14 protein-coding genes and 1 pseudogene are annotated in these 15,864 nt (G+C 71.8%); 3 read left to right on the forward strand and 12 right to left on the reverse strand.

The features are described from left to right. Positions 1-112 precede the first annotated feature (112 nt). From pheA to AB0O53_RS06610, 7 genes are all read right to left on the reverse strand, one after another. Positions 113-1,048: a prephenate dehydratase gene (gene pheA / locus AB0O53_RS06580; protein WP_031156165.1), complete on the reverse strand. Its 936-nt coding sequence runs from the start codon at positions 1,046-1,048 to the stop codon at positions 113-115. A 42-nt stretch (positions 1,049-1,090) separates the two neighbouring features. Next, positions 1,091-2,449, reverse strand: a complete 1,359-nt coding sequence (efeB, locus tag AB0O53_RS06585; protein WP_403141629.1) for an iron uptake transporter deferrochelatase/peroxidase subunit — start codon at positions 2,447-2,449, stop codon at positions 1,091-1,093. Further along, complete coding sequence (locus tag AB0O53_RS06590; RefSeq protein WP_365193557.1) at positions 2,374-4,377, reverse strand: copper resistance CopC/CopD family protein; 2,004 nt, start codon at positions 4,375-4,377, stop codon at positions 2,374-2,376. Before AB0O53_RS06590 ends, efeB begins: the two co-directional genes overlap by 76 nt. Before the next feature lie 21 nt (positions 4,378-4,398). After that, entirely contained in the window at positions 4,399-4,878 is a 480-nt protein-coding gene (locus AB0O53_RS06595) for a copper chaperone PCu(A)C (protein WP_350990507.1), read from the reverse strand. After that, complete coding sequence (locus tag AB0O53_RS06600; RefSeq protein ID WP_350990509.1) at positions 4,875-5,531, reverse strand: SCO family protein; 657 nt, start codon at positions 5,529-5,531, stop codon at positions 4,875-4,877. Before AB0O53_RS06600 ends, AB0O53_RS06595 begins: the two co-directional genes overlap by 4 nt. 82 nt (positions 5,532-5,613) lie before the next feature. Then, complete coding sequence (locus tag AB0O53_RS06605) at positions 5,614-6,348, reverse strand: YcnI family copper-binding membrane protein (RefSeq protein ID WP_350990511.1); 735 nt, start codon at positions 6,346-6,348, stop codon at positions 5,614-5,616. 109 nt (positions 6,349-6,457) lie between these two features. Further along, on the reverse strand, positions 6,458-7,267 hold the full coding sequence (locus AB0O53_RS06610; RefSeq protein ID WP_350990513.1) for a hypothetical protein: 810 nt from the start codon (positions 7,265-7,267) through the stop codon (positions 6,458-6,460). Between the two features lie 138 nt (positions 7,268-7,405). Here AB0O53_RS06610 and AB0O53_RS06615 point away from each other — a divergent pair, with 138 nt between their 5' ends. Next, a complete protein-coding gene (locus tag AB0O53_RS06615) occupies positions 7,406-7,849 on the forward strand; it encodes an ATP-binding protein (RefSeq protein WP_350990515.1) in 444 nt (147 codons plus the stop codon). A 90-nt stretch (positions 7,850-7,939) separates the two neighbouring features. On the opposite strand, the gene AB0O53_RS06620 is transcribed toward AB0O53_RS06615, so the two are convergent. Together AB0O53_RS06620 and AB0O53_RS06625 are read right to left on the reverse strand one after the other, a co-directional pair. Further along, positions 7,940-9,406: an aminopeptidase P family protein gene (locus tag AB0O53_RS06620; RefSeq protein ID WP_365193561.1), complete on the reverse strand. Its 1,467-nt coding sequence runs from the start codon at positions 9,404-9,406 to the stop codon at positions 7,940-7,942. Between the two features lie 118 nt (positions 9,407-9,524). Then, positions 9,525-11,078, reverse strand: coding sequence for a PP2C family protein-serine/threonine phosphatase (locus AB0O53_RS06625; protein WP_350990621.1), 1,554 nt, complete (start codon positions 11,076-11,078; stop codon positions 9,525-9,527). A gap of 397 nt (positions 11,079-11,475) precedes the next feature. On the opposite strand from AB0O53_RS06625, the gene AB0O53_RS06630 reads away from it, so the two are divergent. Both AB0O53_RS06630 and AB0O53_RS06635 read left to right on the forward strand, forming a co-directional pair. Then, on the forward strand, positions 11,476-12,234 hold the full coding sequence (locus AB0O53_RS06630; protein ID WP_350990519.1) for a bifunctional DNA primase/polymerase: 759 nt from the start codon (positions 11,476-11,478) through the stop codon (positions 12,232-12,234). Positions 12,235-12,343: 109 nt separating this feature from the next. Further along, positions 12,344-12,934 carry a hypothetical protein gene (locus AB0O53_RS06635; protein ID WP_350990521.1) on the forward strand — a complete coding sequence of 197 codons (591 nt, stop codon included), beginning with the start codon at positions 12,344-12,346 and terminating at the stop codon, positions 12,932-12,934. A 182-nt stretch (positions 12,935-13,116) separates the two neighbouring features. On the opposite strand, the gene AB0O53_RS06640 is transcribed toward AB0O53_RS06635, so the two are convergent. The 3 genes and pseudogenes from AB0O53_RS06640 to AB0O53_RS06650 form a co-directional block, all read right to left on the reverse strand. After that, a complete protein-coding gene (locus tag AB0O53_RS06640) occupies positions 13,117-14,091 on the reverse strand; it encodes a DUF5926 family protein (RefSeq protein ID WP_350990523.1) in 975 nt (324 codons plus the stop codon). A 218-nt stretch (positions 14,092-14,309) separates the two neighbouring features. Continuing rightward, positions 14,310-14,911 (reverse strand): annotated as a pseudogene (locus AB0O53_RS06645) (ATP-binding protein). Between the two features lie 85 nt (positions 14,912-14,996). Beyond that, a complete protein-coding gene (locus AB0O53_RS06650; RefSeq protein WP_350990623.1) occupies positions 14,997-15,785 on the reverse strand; it encodes a glycerophosphodiester phosphodiesterase in 789 nt (262 codons plus the stop codon). Between the last annotated feature and the right edge of the window lie 79 nt (positions 15,786-15,864).

Below are 15,864 nucleotides of genomic sequence, written 5' to 3' on the forward strand. Positions count from 1 at the left end.
GCGCGAAACCTGAGCCACCCGACCGATTTGTCGACCTTGTCGTGCCGCTCTGTCGACTTGTCCCCAGGTCCCCATCTCGGCCTGTGGATAACTCTGTGGACAGTGGACGACGCTACGCCCGGCCGTCGAGGCAGCGCGCCAGCCAGTCGGAGGCAGCCGTGAAGTCGCCATCGGTGGTTCCGTGGCGAGGGGAGCGGACGTCACTCTGCGCGACACCGGCACGCGGGTAGGAGCCGAGGAAGCGGACCTGGGGACAGGTCCGCTTGAGGCCCATGAGCGCCTCGCTGACCCGCCGGTCCGAGATGTGGCCCTCCGCGTCGACGGCGAAGCAGTAGTTGCCGATGCCCTGTCCGGTCGGACGGGACTGGATCAGCATCAGGTTCACCCCGCGGACCGCGAACTCCTGGAGGAGTTCCAGCAGCGCACCGGGGTGGTCGTCGCCGAGCCACAGCACGACGGACGTCTTGTCGGCGCCGGTCGGCGCGGCCGGTCGCGCGGGGCGTCCCACCAGCACGAACCGGGTCTCTGCGTTCTCCGCGTCGTGGATCTCGGTGACGAGGGGGACGAGGCCGTAGGTGGCGGCTGCGAACTCGCCGGCGAAGGCGGCGTCGAAGCGCCCCTCCTGGACCAGCCGGGCCCCGTCGGCGTTCGAGGCCGCCGACTCCCACACCGCGTCGGGCAGGTTCGCCCGCAGCCAGTTCCGTACCTGGGGCTGGGCGACCGGGTGCCCGGTGACGGTCTTCACGTCCGACAGGGCGGTGCCCGGCCGCACGAGCAGGGCGAACGCGATGGGCAGCAGCACCTCGCGGTAGATCATCAGCGGTTCGCCCGAGGCCAGCTCGTCGAGAGTGGCCGTGACCCCGCCCTCCACCGAGTTCTCGATCGGCACGAGGGCGGCGGCCGCCTCGCCGTTGCGCACGGCGTCCAGCGCGGCCGGGACCGACACCATCGGGACGAGTTCCCGGGTCGCGGCTTCCGGCAGGGTGCGCAGGGCGGCCTCGGTGAAGGTGCCCTCGGGACCGAGATACGTGAAGCGGGTGGCTGACATGCGATCAGCCTAATGCCGGGGTGCCGGCCACCGCGGCGCTGTTCACCCTTCGAGCAGCCGCTGACCCACGTACTCGCCGCTGCGCGGCCCGGCCGGTACCGCGTACAGGCCGCTGGACTCGTGCCGGATGAAGGCCGACAGCGCGTCCCCGCGGTCGAGCTTGCGCTGTACGGGTACGAACCCGCGCAGCGGGTCGGCCTGCCAGCAGATGAACAGCAGCCCGGCGTCGGGGGCGCCGTCGGAGCCGATCCCGTCGTGGAAGGAGAAGGGGCGCCGCAGCATGGCGGCCCCGCCGTTCTGCTCGGGGGCCGAGATCCGGGCATGGGCATTGGACGGGATGACGGGCTTGCCGTCGGGGCCGATCTTGTCGAGTTCCATCTCCGTGGTCTCGTCGCCACCCGTCAGCGGGGCACCGGTGGCCTTGGTCCGGCCGATGACCTGCTCCTGCTGCGCGAGGGACTGCTTGTCCCAGTCGTCGAGGAGCATGCGGATGCGCCGCACGACCGCGTACGAGCCCCCGCCCATCCAGGCGTGCTCCGCGGGCCCGGGCCCTGCGGCGGGAACGAAGATCCGCTTGTCGAAGTCGGGCTCGGAGGGCTTCGGGTTGCCGGTGCCGTCGACCTGCCCCATGAGGTTGCGGGCGGTCATCGGGGTGCCGGTCGCGCCGGGGGACCGGTTGAAGCCGTTCATCTGCCAGCGGATCCGCGCGGCGTCCCCGGCGTCCTTCTGAAGTGCGCGCAGGGCGTGGAAGGCGACGAGTCCGTCGTTCGCGCCGATCTGCACCCACAGGTCGCCGTTGCTGCGCTGGGCGTCGAGCCGGTCGGAGGAGAAGTCGGGCAGCGGATCGAGGGCGGTGGGGCGGCGGGCGCCGAGGCCCGTGCGCTCGAAGAAGGAGTGCCCGAAGCCGAAGGTGACCGTGAGGGAGGACGGCCCGGCGTCGAGGGCGATACCGCTGTCGGCGGTCGGGGCGGTCTCCCCTGCCATGAGCCGCCGGGCGGTGTCGGACCAGCGACGCAGCAGTGCCGCGGCCTCGGTACGGCCCGCCCCGGGTGCCAGGTCGAAGGCGACGACGTGTCCCTTGGCCTGCAGGGGCGTGGTGATGCCGGCCTGGTGCTCCCCGTGGAAGGCGACCTGGGTGGCTCCGAGGGAGGAAAGGCTGCCTGCTGCACCGGCGGCGGAGCCGCCGCCCGAGCCGGCGAGCGCGGAGTGTGCGAGGGCGCCGCTCGCGCCGCCGAGGGCCAGGCCGGCGGCGCCTGCGGCGCCGACGGTGCCCAGCAGCCGGCGCCGGGAGATCTCGATGTCGGGGTTGCTCTCGGTCACGCTGCTCAGCCGATCTTCACGGTCTTCTGGACGGTGGTCTGGTCGATGTCGGACGTCCGGACGGTCACGTCGATGCGCCATTCGCCGGCCAGCGGCAGCTGTACGCCGGATGCGGTCCAGTGTCCGGGGGCGGCCCGGTCGGGGACGACCGGCAGGGGGCCGATGTCCTTGGCCGGGAGGGTGAAGGCGACCTTGATCTCGGGGAGGTCGAAGGGCTGCCCATTGCCGGTGTCCGCCCAGAGGTGCAGGGTGTTGGCGCCGACCCGGCCCGGGTCGAGCTCCAGCCGGACGGAGCCCTTGCCGTTCGGGCCGCCGGTGTCGAACGGCAGGGTGATCTTCACGGCGCGGTCGGGAACCGCGGTGGAGGCGGAGCCGCGGGCCGCTTCCTGCTCGACGGTGCGCCCGGGTTCGGTGCTCGTGAGGACCGTGGTCACGACGAGCAGGACCACGGCGATCGCCGCCTCGGCGAGGACGGAGCGGCGCAGGCCCGCACGGTCGGGGTCCGCGTCACGCACCCGCTTCTCGCGTGCACTGTCCAGAGCGGCCCGCTGCCGGGCGAGCTGGGCGGCTCGCTCCGGATCCGCGGGGACGGCCACGGACGATGTTTCACGTGAAACATCGTCGGTTGCGACCACCTGCGCGCCCACCTTCGCTGCGTCCTCTTCGCGTGCCGCGGGGGCTTCGGCGAGCCGGGCGGTCCACTTGCGTGACAGGTGGGCGACGAAGAGCAGGACGGCGACCAGGGCGACCTTGAGGAGCAGCAGCCGCCCGTACTCGGTGCCGGTGAGGGCGGACCAGGTGCCGGTCTGCCGCCAGGCCTGGTAGACGCCGGTGACGGCCAGGACCACCACGCTGACGAAGGCGACCCGGGAGAACCGCCGGATCGCCGCGCGCTCGATCCCGGGCACCTTGTGCAGGGCGACGAGCAGGGCGGAGAGACCGCCGAGCCAGGTGGCCACGGCCATCATGTGCAGGATGTCGGCGGGCATGGCGAGGCCGGGCTGGATGCCGGTGGACGCGTGCTCGGAGAGGGCCCAGGTGGCCGCGATGCCGCCGGAGACCACCGCGCCGCCGATGGCGAGGCCGAAGGTGAGGTCGTTGGTGTCCCCGGCCCCCTCCTCCCCGGTCTCCTTCCCCCCGGTCTCCTTCTCCCCGTTCCTCTCCTCTCCGGTCCCGGCGTCCTCCAGGCGGCGTGCGTAGACCCCGAAGAGGACCGCGACGAAGAGGGCGGCCGCCCCCAGCAGGAGGAGCCGGGAGACCAGCGACGCGCCCGTCTTGGTCTCCAGGACCGCCCTGAGCCCTTCCAGGTCGAAGGCGTCGGCGAACCGGCCGGATCCCGTGTACGGAGTGCGCAGCACCAGCATCGCCAGGGTGGCGGCGGTCAGGGTGACCCAGGCCCGCACGACGAGCTTCTGGAGCGGCCGCTCGGCGGCGCCCCGGCGCCAGCACAGCAGGATGAACGCCGCGCCGCCCACGAGGACGGTGAAGCCGGCGTAAGCGGCGTAGCGGGCGATGCCGTAGGCGATCCCGACGGGCCCGCCGCCCGCCGTCGCGGTGGGAAGGGAGACCTCGGTGGCCGAGGGAGCGCCGATGGAGAAGGTGAACGCGCCGGAGATCGGGTGGCTGTCCGCCGAGACGGCCTGCCAGGCCACGGTGTAGGTGCCGTTGGGCAGGCCGGAGTGCAGGGCGGTGCCGTAGCGGATGGTGTTCCCGCTGCACATGTCGCGCAGTTCACCGGTGTCCACGCGCCGGCCCTGGGGGTCGAGGACGCGGATCGAGTCGTCGCCCATGGCGACCTGCTCCGAGAAGGAGAGCGTGACCTGGGCGGGCGCCGTGGCGACCACCGCCCCGTCCGTGGGGTCGCTCGCGGTGAGTGCGGCGTGCGCCGTGGCCGGTGCGGCCGCGGTGAACAGGGTCGCCAGCAGTGCTGCGAGAACCAGCGCGAGCCGCGGCAGGAATGCCGTGGCACGGGCGCGGGCCGTGGAGGGGGCGGGGGCGGTGGCCGTCATGGCGTGTCAGTCCTCGGTCCGTCAGTGGCCGTGGCCGGCCGCGGTGGTCGGAGCCTGCGCGTTGTACGTGCGGTCCTTCACGTCCAGCTCGACCTTGACGGAGCCGGCCTTCTCGAAGCGGAGCTCGACGGTGACCTTGTCGCCGACCTTGGGAGTGCTCTTGAGCCCCATGAACATGATGTGGTTGCCGCCGCGCTCCAGCTTGAGTTCGCCGTTCGCCGGCACGTCCATCGACTGGACCTGCTGCATCTTCTGGTCCTTGGTCTCGTGGATCTGGAGATCGTCGGAGAGCGAGGAGGTCGCGCCGGTGAGCTTGTCGGCGGTGCCGGAGCCGTTCTTGATGACCATGAAGCCGCCGGCCATCTTGTCGTTGACCGGCTGCGGCATGAAGGCGCCGCCGACGGTCATCTCGGGCTTGCTGTCGCCGGAGCAGCCGGATATGGCGAGCGCTGCCGTCAGGGAGAGCGCGGCGGCGAGGGTACGGGTGGTGCGGGTGTTCACGGGTTCTCCCCCTTGACGAGCTTCGGCAGATCCTTGGCGTAGTCCTCGACGGTCGTGCCCTCGCCGTAGAGGACGTAGCCCTCGTCGGTCTTGGGCGAGAACGCGATGACCTGCGCGCCGTGCATGGAGACGACGCTGCCGTCGGCCTCCTTCTTGGCGGGATCGATACCGATGCCCAGGGTCCGCGCGGCGGCCTGGATGGTCGGGAAGTCCCCGGTGAGTCCGACGAAGGACGGGTCCTGTGCCTTGAGCCACGCACCGAGGGACTCGGGAGTGTCCCGTTCGGGGTCGGTGGTGACGAAGACGACGCGGAGGTTGTCCTGGTCCTCCTTCGGGAGGTTCTTCTTGGCGACGGCGATGTTGCTCATCGTCAGCGGGCACACGTCGGGGCAGTTGGTGTAGCCGAAGTAGATGAGCGTCGGCTTGGCCTTGGTCTGCTCGCGGAGGTTCCACGGCTTGCCGGTGGTGTCCGTCAGGACGAGCTCCGGCTTGTTGAACGGGCGGTCCAGGACGGTGGCGGCCTTCTTGGCGTCCTGGCCGCCGGAGATCTGGGTGACCCCGCTGTTGTTCTTGGCGGGCTCACCGCCGCAGGCGGTGAGGGTGAGTACGGCCGCGGCGAGGAGCGCGGCAGCCGTCACACGTGTGGTGCGCATGGAGAGATGTCCCTGGGATCGGGGATGTTCGGGATGCGGTGATGGGGATGTGCGGAGCGACTGCGCCCGGGGCGCGGGCCCGTCAGGCGGAGCGGCGGCGCGAGGCGATGCCGAAGGCGACGCCGCCGAGTCCGACGACGATGCCGGCGATGCCGAGGGCACGCGCGGTGGTGTCGGAGCCGTGATCGGAGGCGGCCTCGTCATGGCCGTGGCCGGCGTCCTTGGCGGCGTCCTTCCCGGTGTTCTTCGCCTCGTCGCTCGTGGCACCGGCGTGGTGGTCGTCGGCCTTCGCGGCGGTCAGCTTCAGCACGGGGGCCGGGGTCTGCGGCTCCGGGGCGCCTTCCTTGGCCTCCTCGATCCAGCGCACGACCTCGTTGTTGTCGTAGGTCTGGATCGCCTTGAAGACCATCTGGTCGGCGTTCTCCGGGAGCTTTCCGACGGACACCGGGAACTGCTGGAACATGCCCGGGCCGATCTTGCCGCCGGACCAGGTCACCTTGGTGACGACCTCGTTGACCTGCTTGCCGTGCACGGTCAGGGGCTTGTCGAGCTTCGTCTTCTCGACGTTCACGGTCCAGCCGGGGATGTCCTGCGGCATGACGGACGTGAGGGGCTGGTCGACCGGGAAGTTGACCTCGAGCTGCGTCGTCGAGGCGTTGTCGCGCTCGTTGGGGACCTTGAAGTTGAGCGTCGCGTACCCGCCCTTGGCGGCTTCGCCGATCGGCTGCACGCCGACGTGCGCGAAGGCGGTCCCCGAGAGGAGGAGGACGGAGCCGGCGGCGAGGGCGGCGGCGAAGGAGACGCGAGAGGTCTTCATGGCAGAAACACTCCACGGAAGCAGTGGTGGCGGTGGCTCCGCGCACGGGCGCGCGCGGAGTACGCGGCACCGGTGCTCCCGTGTGTGTCCCGGGGAGGAGGGCGCCGCGTCAGGCTGCGAGGGCGAACGCCGCGGGCGGCCCGCGGCGGATCACCGTGTGCTGGAGTGCTTCCCGGCCCGTGGGGGCCGCGGAGTCGGTTCCGGTCCGGCGGCCGGTCCGCGGGGTGCGGGAGGCCGTGCCGAGTCCGGCGCCGAGGGCGCGTACGAAGGCGAGTGCGGCGCGCAGCGGGCGCATCGGGGCCGCCTCGGCGGTGAGCCGGGAGAGTTCGACGAGCCGGAAGAGCGCGGCGTCGCCGCGTCCGAGCAGCCAGCCGGCGACGAGCGCGGCCAGCAGGTGCCCGAGCAGCATGGCCGGGCTGAACAGGCCGGTCTCGGGCGCGGTGGTGACCGCTTGGGCCACGTGCGCGCCGTGGCCCTGTTCCGCGGCCTGCTCGGCCAGGGCGGCCGGGTCCAGGCCGGCGGACTCCAGGATCCGGCGTGCGTCGGCCGGGCTCAGGGGTACGGAGTTGCCCCCGCACACCAGCCGCGCGGCGAGTTCGGCGAGTGAGCCGTCGGAGGCGCTGCCGGGAGTCTGGGCGGCCGCGGTGCTGTGCTGGCCGAGGCCGAACAGCGCGTGCAGCGAGAGCTGTCCGGCGGTGAGCCCGGCGGCGAGGCCGGGCAGCGTCCGGCGGCGTCCCGCGAGCGGGGCCGCGATCGCGAAGACGGCGAGGAAGCCGATGCACAGGGACCACCAGGGCACCTTGGCGCAGGACGCCAGGGCGTGCCCGGCCGCGGACAGCACGACACAGACCGCGGTGAACACCGCGGCCCGGATGAGCCGGAGGCCGGCTCCGGCGTGCGTCGCGTGGGGGTCAGACATGGCCGGGACATCATCGCACTGCGCTGATGTCCTCCATACGGCAGGTCCGGAAGATCCGCATCCGCCGGACGTGTGCAATGAGGTCCCGGACGGCCCAAGGGCGCTTACGGCCCCTCGCGGGCGGCAATAGGTAACCGTATGAGCATCTGGTGGTCTCTCCACTTGAGGCGCGAAGCCGCGAGCGTGTCGCTCGCCAGGCGACTGCTGCTGGGGACGATGGAGACCGCGGGGGTGGACCCGGACATCTCCTTCGATCTCTCGGTGGCGCTGAGCGAAGCCTGTGCGAACGCGGTGGAGCACGGCGGGGGCGGCGACATCCCGGACGAGACCGAGGCGTACCACGTCACGGCCTACCTGGACGGGGACTGCTGCCGCATCGAGGTGACCGACTCCGGGCCGGGATTCCCGCCCGCCACGGTGGCCCGCCGCAGACCCGCCCTGGCCGAACACGGCCGGGGCCTGCACCTGATCGCCGAACTCTCCGACCACGTCCGGTTCCGCAACCGCCCGGGCCGGGGCGCGGTGGTGAGCTTCGACAAGATGCTGAAGTGGCGCGACGACGCGTTGCTGAAGGCGTCCTAGTACGCCGGTGGGCGGGACCCCCTCCGGGATCCCGCCCACCGGCACGCTGCGGCGCGGACGTTGGTCCTGTCGGCCTCGGTCCGGCCCGCGTCAGCCCTTCAGCCGCGCCATCCAGGCTTCGACGTCGGTCGAGGTGCGCGGCAGCCCGGCCGACAGGTTCCGGTTGCCGTCCTCGGTGACGAGGATGTCGTCCTCGATCCGGACGCCGATGCCGCGGTACTCCTCGGGCACGGTCAGGTCGTCGGCCTGGAAGTAGAGGCCGGGCTCGACGGTCAGGCACATGCCCGGCTCCAGCGTCCCGTCCACGTACGCCTCGGTGCGCGCGGCGGCGCAGTCGTGGACGTCCATGCCGAGCATGTGGCCGGTGCCGTGCAGGGTCCAGCGGCGCTGCAGGCCGAGCTCCAGGACGCGCTCGACCGGGCCCTCCAGCAGACCCCATTCGACGAGCTTCTCGGCCAGCACGTGCTGGGAGGCGTCGTGGAAGTCGCGGAACTTCGCGCCCGGCTTCACCGCGGCGATGCCGGCTTCCTGGGACGCGTAGACCGCGTCGTAGATCTTGCGCTGGATGTCGGTGTACGTGCCGTTGATCGGCAGCGTGCGCGTGACGTCGGCGGTGTACAGGGAGTGGGTCTCCACACCGGCGTCGAGCAGCAGCAGGTCACCGGAGCGGACGTCCCCGTCGTTGCGCACCCAGTGCAGGGTGCAGGCGTGCGGGCCGGCGGCGCAGATCGAGCCGTAGCCGACGTCGTTGCCCTCGACGCGGGCGCGCAGGAAGAAGGTGCCCTCGATGTAGCGCTCGGACGTGGCCTCGGCCTTGTCGAGGACCTTCACGACGTCCTCGAAACCGCGGACGGTGGAGTCGACGGCCTTCTGCAGCTCGCCGATCTCGAACTCGTCCTTCACGGCGCGGGCCTCGGAGAGGTAGACGCGCAGCTCCTCGTCGCGCTCCTTGGTCACCTTGTCGGTGAGGGCGGACTCGATCACCGCGTCGTGGCCGCGCACGGCGCGGACCGGGCCCTCGGCCTCGGTGAGGGCCGCGGCGAGCTCGCGCACGTCCTGGGCGGGGATGCCCAGGAGCTGCTCGGCCTCGGTGAGGGAGTGGCGGCGGCCGACCCACAGCTCGCCCTGGCCGGACAGCCAGAACTCGCCGTTCTCGCGGTCGGAGCGCGGCAGCAGGTAGATGGTCGCGGTGTGGCCGGTCGCGCCGGCGGGCTCCAGGACCAGGACACCGTTCTCGGTCTGGTCGCCGGTGAGGTACGCGTACTCGGTCGAGGCGCGGAAGGGGTACTCGGTGTCGTTCGAGCGGGTCTTCAGGCGGCCCGCGGGGACGACCAGGCGCTCACCCGGGAAGCGCTCGGACAGCGCGGCCCGCCGGGCGGCGGTGTGCGCGGCCTGCGCGATCGGCTCCAGGCCGTGCAGCTCGGTGTCGGCCCAGCCGGTGCGCATGTTCTCGGCGAGTTCGTCGCTGACGCCCGGGTACAGACCGTTCTTGCGCTGCTTGTGCGTCTTCTTGGGCTGCTCTTCTTCCGGGGTCTCCGGGGTGAGCTCGTCAGCCACGTCTTCTCCTCAGCTACGACGGTACGGACCTGGGTGGGGACCTCATCCATCGTATGCGTGTACGGGGAAGCCGTGGTCCGGATCGTGCGGGTTGTCACGGTCCGGGACTCGCGGCGGATCACTCGAAGCGGATGGCGAGCAGCACGATGTCCTCGGGGGCGTCGGACGGCCGCCCGTCGGGCAGCACGGTCCGCAGGATGTGGTCGCACAGGGCCGCCGGGTCCTCCCGGGCGGAGCGGGGTACGCCCGCGGCCGCCGCGTGCAGCCGTGCGTACGCCCGGTCCATCGGGTCGCCGGTGTGGTGGAGCAGCCCGTCGGTGTAGAGAAGCACCGTTTCTCCGGGTGCGGGTTCGATCTCGATGCTCGGCGCCTCCCAGCAGGACAGCATGCCCAGGGGAGCGGAGAGCGAGGTCTCCACGTACTCGGTGCGGTGCTCGCCGATGAGGAGCGGCGGGGTGTGTCCGGCCCCGGCCAGGATGATCTTGTTGCCCTGGCCGTCGGCCTGCGGCCCTGCGGCGGGCTCGCAGTAGGCGAAGAGCGCGGTGGCCGAGCGGGCGGGCTCGGTCAGCCGCATCAGCAGTTCCAGGTCGGACAGGACGGCCACGGGGTCCTCGCCCTCCATGACGGCGTAGGCGCGCAGCGAAGCGCGCAGCCGCCCCATGGCGGCCACGGCGCTCGGGCCGGATCCCGTGACCGAGCCCACGGCCAGTCCCAGGGCGCCCTCGGGCAGCGGCAGCGCGTCGTACCAGTCGCCCCCGCCGCGCGGCCCCGTGTGGTGGCGGGCGGCCAGTTGCACCCCCGGGATCCGGGGGAGCCGGCTGGGCAGCAGCTCCTCCGCGACGGTGGCCAGGCGGGTGCGGGATCGTTCCACCTCCAGCATCCGGGCCAGGTGCTCGGCGGCGTGCCGCACGTACAGCCCGGCCAGATCGCGCTGGCGGTCGTTCGGCTCGGCCTGCTCGTCGTAGAGCCATACGGCGGCGCCGAGCCGGCCGGTGGCCTCGGCGGTCAGCGGGAGCGCGTAGCTGGCGGCGTAGCCGAGCCGGGCGGCGACCTCGCGGTGCCGGGGGTCCACGGGGACACCGAATCCGCCGGTGCCGGGGGGCGCGTCCGGTTCGGGGAGGAACTCCGAGCCGCCCTGCGCGTCGGGCAGCCCGTCGAGGATCCGTCCGTAGCGGGTGGCGCTGCGCGGCACGGTCTCGATGTGGCCCAGTTCGGCGTGGCCGAGTCCGAGGCCGATGGTGGCGGTGGGGCCGAGCCCGTCGGAGGGCTCCAGGACGATCAGGCCGCGGCGGGCGCCGACGAGCGCGGCTCCGGCGCGCAGGAATTCGCGCAGGGAGGTGTCGAGGTCGCCGGCGCGGGCCAGGCGCTCGGTGAGCTCGTGCAGGGTGGTGAGGTCCGAGACCATGCCCGCCAGCCGGTCCTGGATGACGCTGCCCGGGGCGGTCGGAGGGACCGGTGCGGGAGCGGTCCGGGCGGGCACGGGCGCCGCAGTGTGCGGCGACGCGGTGACTGCTGGATCGATTCCAGCCACTTTCGGCAGGTGCGGGGCGCTCATGGCGTCCGCCTTTCCACCTGGTGCGATTCGCCGAATAGCATCGCAAACCCCCAGACCGTGCTGCGCCGCCATCAAGGAATCCACATCTACACGCACACATGGATGCATGTCCAGCATTGCCCAGGTGGGAATCCTGGTGTCCATGAGGCGGCAACTCACTGTCGGGCCAAGGCTAGAACTTGGCCGGAAAAAGCTGGAAGCGGTCGGTTTTTGAGGTCGACTGGGCGGGCTGCGCAGGGGGGTCGGGTACGTACTCGGTGGTGGCCGAGGTCAGTTGGCGTACCGGGAACCGCTCGGTCGTGGTCTGTCGTCCTAAGCGGCGGCAGCCGGTCTCGGCAGTCGGCGCGGGTCGCGCTCCACCCCCGCCGGACGTTTGATGGACCCGTAAGAAAACTGCACGAACCGTGTGAACCTGCCCCTGGCGGACAGTGACGCGAAACCTGTACGTGTGGTGAGTCACCGGTTACATGGTGTGATGTGGCCCTCGGCGTTCAACGGAAAGGAACGAGCGCTCATGCGCGAGATCCTCGGAAGGCGTCTCCAGCGGCTCCGCGATCGCTTTCAGTCCCTGCGCCCCGACCGGGGTCCGAGCGGCGACACTTCCGCTCTCCTCGAAGCGGCGCTCACCTGCGCCACCACATGGCAGTGGCCCGTCCTGCCCGGTGTCGGCCGGTCCGGTACGGACGGCACGCGCTGCGCCTGCCCCGACCCCGACTGCGTCGTCCCCGGCGCCCATCCCTTCGACCCGGGTCTGCTCGCCGCCTCCACCGACCCCCGCATGGTGTCCTGGTGGTGGACCAACCGGCCCACCGCACCGGTCCTGATGGCGACCGGCGGCGCCGCCCCCTGCGCCGTGAGCCTCCCGGCCGGCGCGGCCGCACGGGCCCTCGTACGGCTGGACGCGCAGGGCCTGAGGCTCGGTCCGGTCGTCGCCACGCCCACCCGGTGGGCGCTGCTCGTGGCGCCGTACTCACTGGAGCGGCTCGGGGAACTCCTGTACGCGAAGGACCACGTGCCCTCTTCGCTGCGGTTCCACGGCGAGGGCGGCTACCTGCTGCTGCCGCCGTCCGCCGCGTCCAGTGGCGGCCGGGTGCGCTGGGAGCGCGAACCGCGTGCGCTGCCTCCGCATCCGGCCGATCCGAAGTCCCCCGGCGCGCAGCCGTCCCAGGCCGCGGGGGCGAAGCTCTGGCTGCCCGACGTGGAGGCGGTCGTGGACGCGCTGGTCGAGGCGAGCAGCAGTGCGCCCGGCGGCGGAAGCCGGCTCGCGTACTGACCGGCGAGGCCTCGCAGGATCACTCGTACGGGTGCCAGCGGGGCCGGTTTCCAAGGGAATTGGGCGCGGGGATCTCCGCGCCCCTTTCCCGCGTCGCTATCTTCGGCGAATGAATCTCCGCCTGATCGGTATCGGCGCCGGTGTGCTGATCATCTTGTCGCTCCCGCTCGCCGGCGCGATCGCCGGGCCTGATTTTGCCGGTCAGGACGACGGAAAGGGCGGCGGCCTGTTCAGGACCCTCGGCCTTTCGGACCCCGCGCGTACCTCTCCCGCTCCGGCCGGGCGCGCGGCGGCGGCCGCGGCCGAACAGCCGGGCGCGGCGGAGCAGCGGGGCACGGCGGAGCAGCAGCCCCGTACGGATTCCCGCTGCGGTCCCGAACTGTCCTCGCCCCACGGGGTGGAGGCGCAGACGTGCGTGCTCGTGGCCGAAGGCCAGACGTGGGGCAGGAGTTACTACAGGAACACGAGTGGTCACGCGCTGGATGCCGTGCTGACGGTGATGGGGCCCGCCGGGCGCACGGTGCAGATCCGTTGTCAGGTCGGAGCCGGTGACGAACCCGGTCTGTGCGAGACGCCGAGGGAGGACTCGTCCGGGGCGCCCGAGAGTTACTCGGCCGTTGCGGAGTTTGCAGTTCCGGATGATGAAGGCCGGCTGCTCTTGCGGTCCGGGAGCAACTCACCGGCACCGGGTGACGGTTGAGTACCGCCGTAAATGGAAGGGCCCGGTCGCTGGCGACGGGGGATGCACCAGCGACCGGGCTACAAGAACGGTAACAAGAGATCGCCTGTACGCAAATTCGATCTCTGATATTCAGACACCGATTTGCAGACGATTAACGGGAGTTGTGACTCCCGTCACCGGCTCCGCGCGGACGCGCCGCGTCAGCTCAGGGTCACCTGGCGGTTGGTGAGACCGCCGCGCGCCCGGCGCTCCTCCGTGGTCAGCGGAGCGTCCGCGGTCAGCGCCTTGGCCAGCCGCTCCGCGAACTCGGCAGCCGGCTTCTCGACGTCGTCGGCCGTCACTCCGGTCGGCAGGTCCCAGACCGGGACCATCAGACCGTGGGCGCGGAAGGAGCCGACGAGCTTCGTGCCCTCGCCGAGCGAGGAAGTGCCGGCCGCGTGCAGCCGCGCGAGGGCGTCGAGCAGCTTCTCCTCGGGGTGCGGCATGACCCAGCGCAGGTGGTTCTTGTCCGGGGTCTCGCACCAGTAGGCGGCGTCGACGCCGGTCAGCTTGACGGTGGGGATGGCTGCCGCGTTGGCGCGCTCCAGCGAAGCGGCGATCTCCGGCGATGCGTTCTGGCCGCCCTCGGATTCCGGAATCCAGAATTCGAAGCCGCTGTGCACAACCGGCTCGAAACCGCCGTCGACGTCCAGGAGATCCTGAAGTCGGGGACCCTCGGCGGGGACGCGGCGGGCAGCGACCGGAGTTCCCGGCTCCGCCACGAGTGCGCGCTCCAGGGTGTCGGCCATGTCGCGGCTCAGGTCCCCGGTGGTCGTCTCGTTCTGCAGGCCGAGCAGCACCGACCCGTCCTCGCGGCGCAGCGCCGGCCAGGCCATGGGCAGTACGGTCACCAGCGTGACGGAGGGGACGCCCTCGGGCAGACCGCCCTTCAGCGACAGCGGGATGGTGGCCGCGGGCACGAGCTCGCGCAGCGCGACCCAGTCGCACTCGCCCGGCAGGCCCTCGAAGGGACGCTGGACGTGCTCGGTGACGGCGTGCGCGGCGGCTGCGCCGTGGCAGGCCTTGTAGCGGCGCCCGGATCCGCAGGGGCAGGGCTCGCGTGCGCCGACAACGGGGATCTCACCGTTGTTGAGCTGCGGCTTTGCGGTCTTGGCTGCGGGGCGCTTCTTGGCCATCGTGGGTGTCTCCCGGTTGCGGCGGTACGGCGTCGTGTCTGGGCGCGAGCCTAGCCGTTCGTACCGCCGGAACCGGTGGGGTGCGGCCGGGAGCACGGTCGGCGTGCGCTCCCGGACGGCCGCCTGTGCGGATGACCGGTACTGCTGTGCTGATGTTGAGCTGCTGTGCGGTCGGGGATCCCGGTCCCGTGGAGGTCCTGGCGCCGGGGTCCGCAGGGTCAGACGTCCAGATCGTCGAACGCCGTGCTGAAGTCGATCGCCGGGGGCGCAACGCGCGTAGCGAAATCCTCGTGCCGGGGCCCACAGGCGACGACCACCCAGACGGTGACCTCACCCGCCGCTCCGTCCCGGACACCCCAGTCCTGGGCAAGGGCGCTGATGATGTTCAGCCCCCGGCCGCCGCGGGCGGTGACCGAGGGCGTGGCAGGAACAGGCCGGGTGGGCCCACCCCCGTCCGTGACCTCGACCGTCAGCCGCCCCACTCCGTCGATGCGCCATGCGGCGCGTATCTCCCCGTCCCCGACTTCCCGAGCGCCCAGCGGCCTGCCGTGTCGGCAGGCATTGCTGAGTAGTTCGGAAAGGATCAGTACGGCATCGTCCACGACCGATTCGGCCACCCCGCTGATGCGCAATTGTTCGCGCATCCGGTGCCTGGCCTCGCCCACGCCCGCAGGACCATGGCGTACGTCCATGCACGACGACGTGGGCACTTCTTGTGCCACCACCAACGCCACCCCCGGAACCTCCTTAGCCCCACGCATGGTCTGGATGCCCCCTTGGCCTGGACCGGAAACCGCCCAAGCAGGCCGCTCTGACGCATTCGCGCCGACCGAATGCGGAGCGGATGCGCCGGAGCACACCCTGTGACGGAGGGGGCGGGGGTTGTGGGTGTGCAAACCGGGACGTCAGCGCCCCAGTTGGGACAGAACTTGACGCGGTCTGTTCGTGATGATCGCTTCAACACCTAGATCAGCGCAGAGCTGAACGTCTTCAGGCTCGTTCACTGTCCATACGTGAACGGAATGGCCCGCGCCCTGGAGCTTGCGGATGTATCCGGGATGATTGCGGACGATCCGCATCCCGGGGCCGGCGATGGTCACCCCGGCCGGCAGCCGCCCGTCGCGCATCCGGGGCGAGATGAACTGCATCAGGTACACGGTCGGGACCGTCGGGGCGGTGGCCCGTACCCGGTGCAGGGAGCGCGCGGAGAAGCTCATGACCCGGACCGGGTGCGGGCCCTCGGCCGGCGGGGCGTCCAGGCCGAAGCGCTTGAGGAGGAAGAGGAGGCGCTCCTCCACCTGTCCGGCCCAGCGGGTCGGGTGCTTCGTCTCGATCGCGAGCTGTACGGGCCGTCCGGTGTCCGCGACCAGCTCCAGCAGGCGTTCCAGGGTGAGGACGGAGGTGCGCTCGGGGTCGGCGTCCCAGTCCGGGGACTCCTCGCGGTCCTTCCAGGAGCCGAAGTCCAGGGCGGCGAGATCGGCCAGCTCCAGGGCGGAGACGGCCCCGCGGCCGTTCGAGGTGCGGTTCACCCGGCGGTCGTGGACCAGGACCAGATGGCCGTCGGCGGTCAGCCGGACGTCGCATTCGAGGGCGTCCGCGCCGTCCTCGATGGCCTTGCGGTAGGCGGCCAGGGTGTGCTCGGGGGCATCCTCCGAAGCGCCGCGGTGGGCGACGACCTGGATGGTGCGCGGCATTGCGTGGGTCACCGGGTCATGGTGCCACCGTCAGCCCTTTGGAGGTCGGGCTCCGGCCTCCGGAGGCCGGACTCCGGCC

Origin of the sequence: Streptomyces erythrochromogenes, from assembly GCF_040684695.1 — a bacterium.
GTDB lineage: Bacteria > Actinomycetota > Actinomycetes > Streptomycetales > Streptomycetaceae > Streptomyces > Streptomyces erythrochromogenes_C.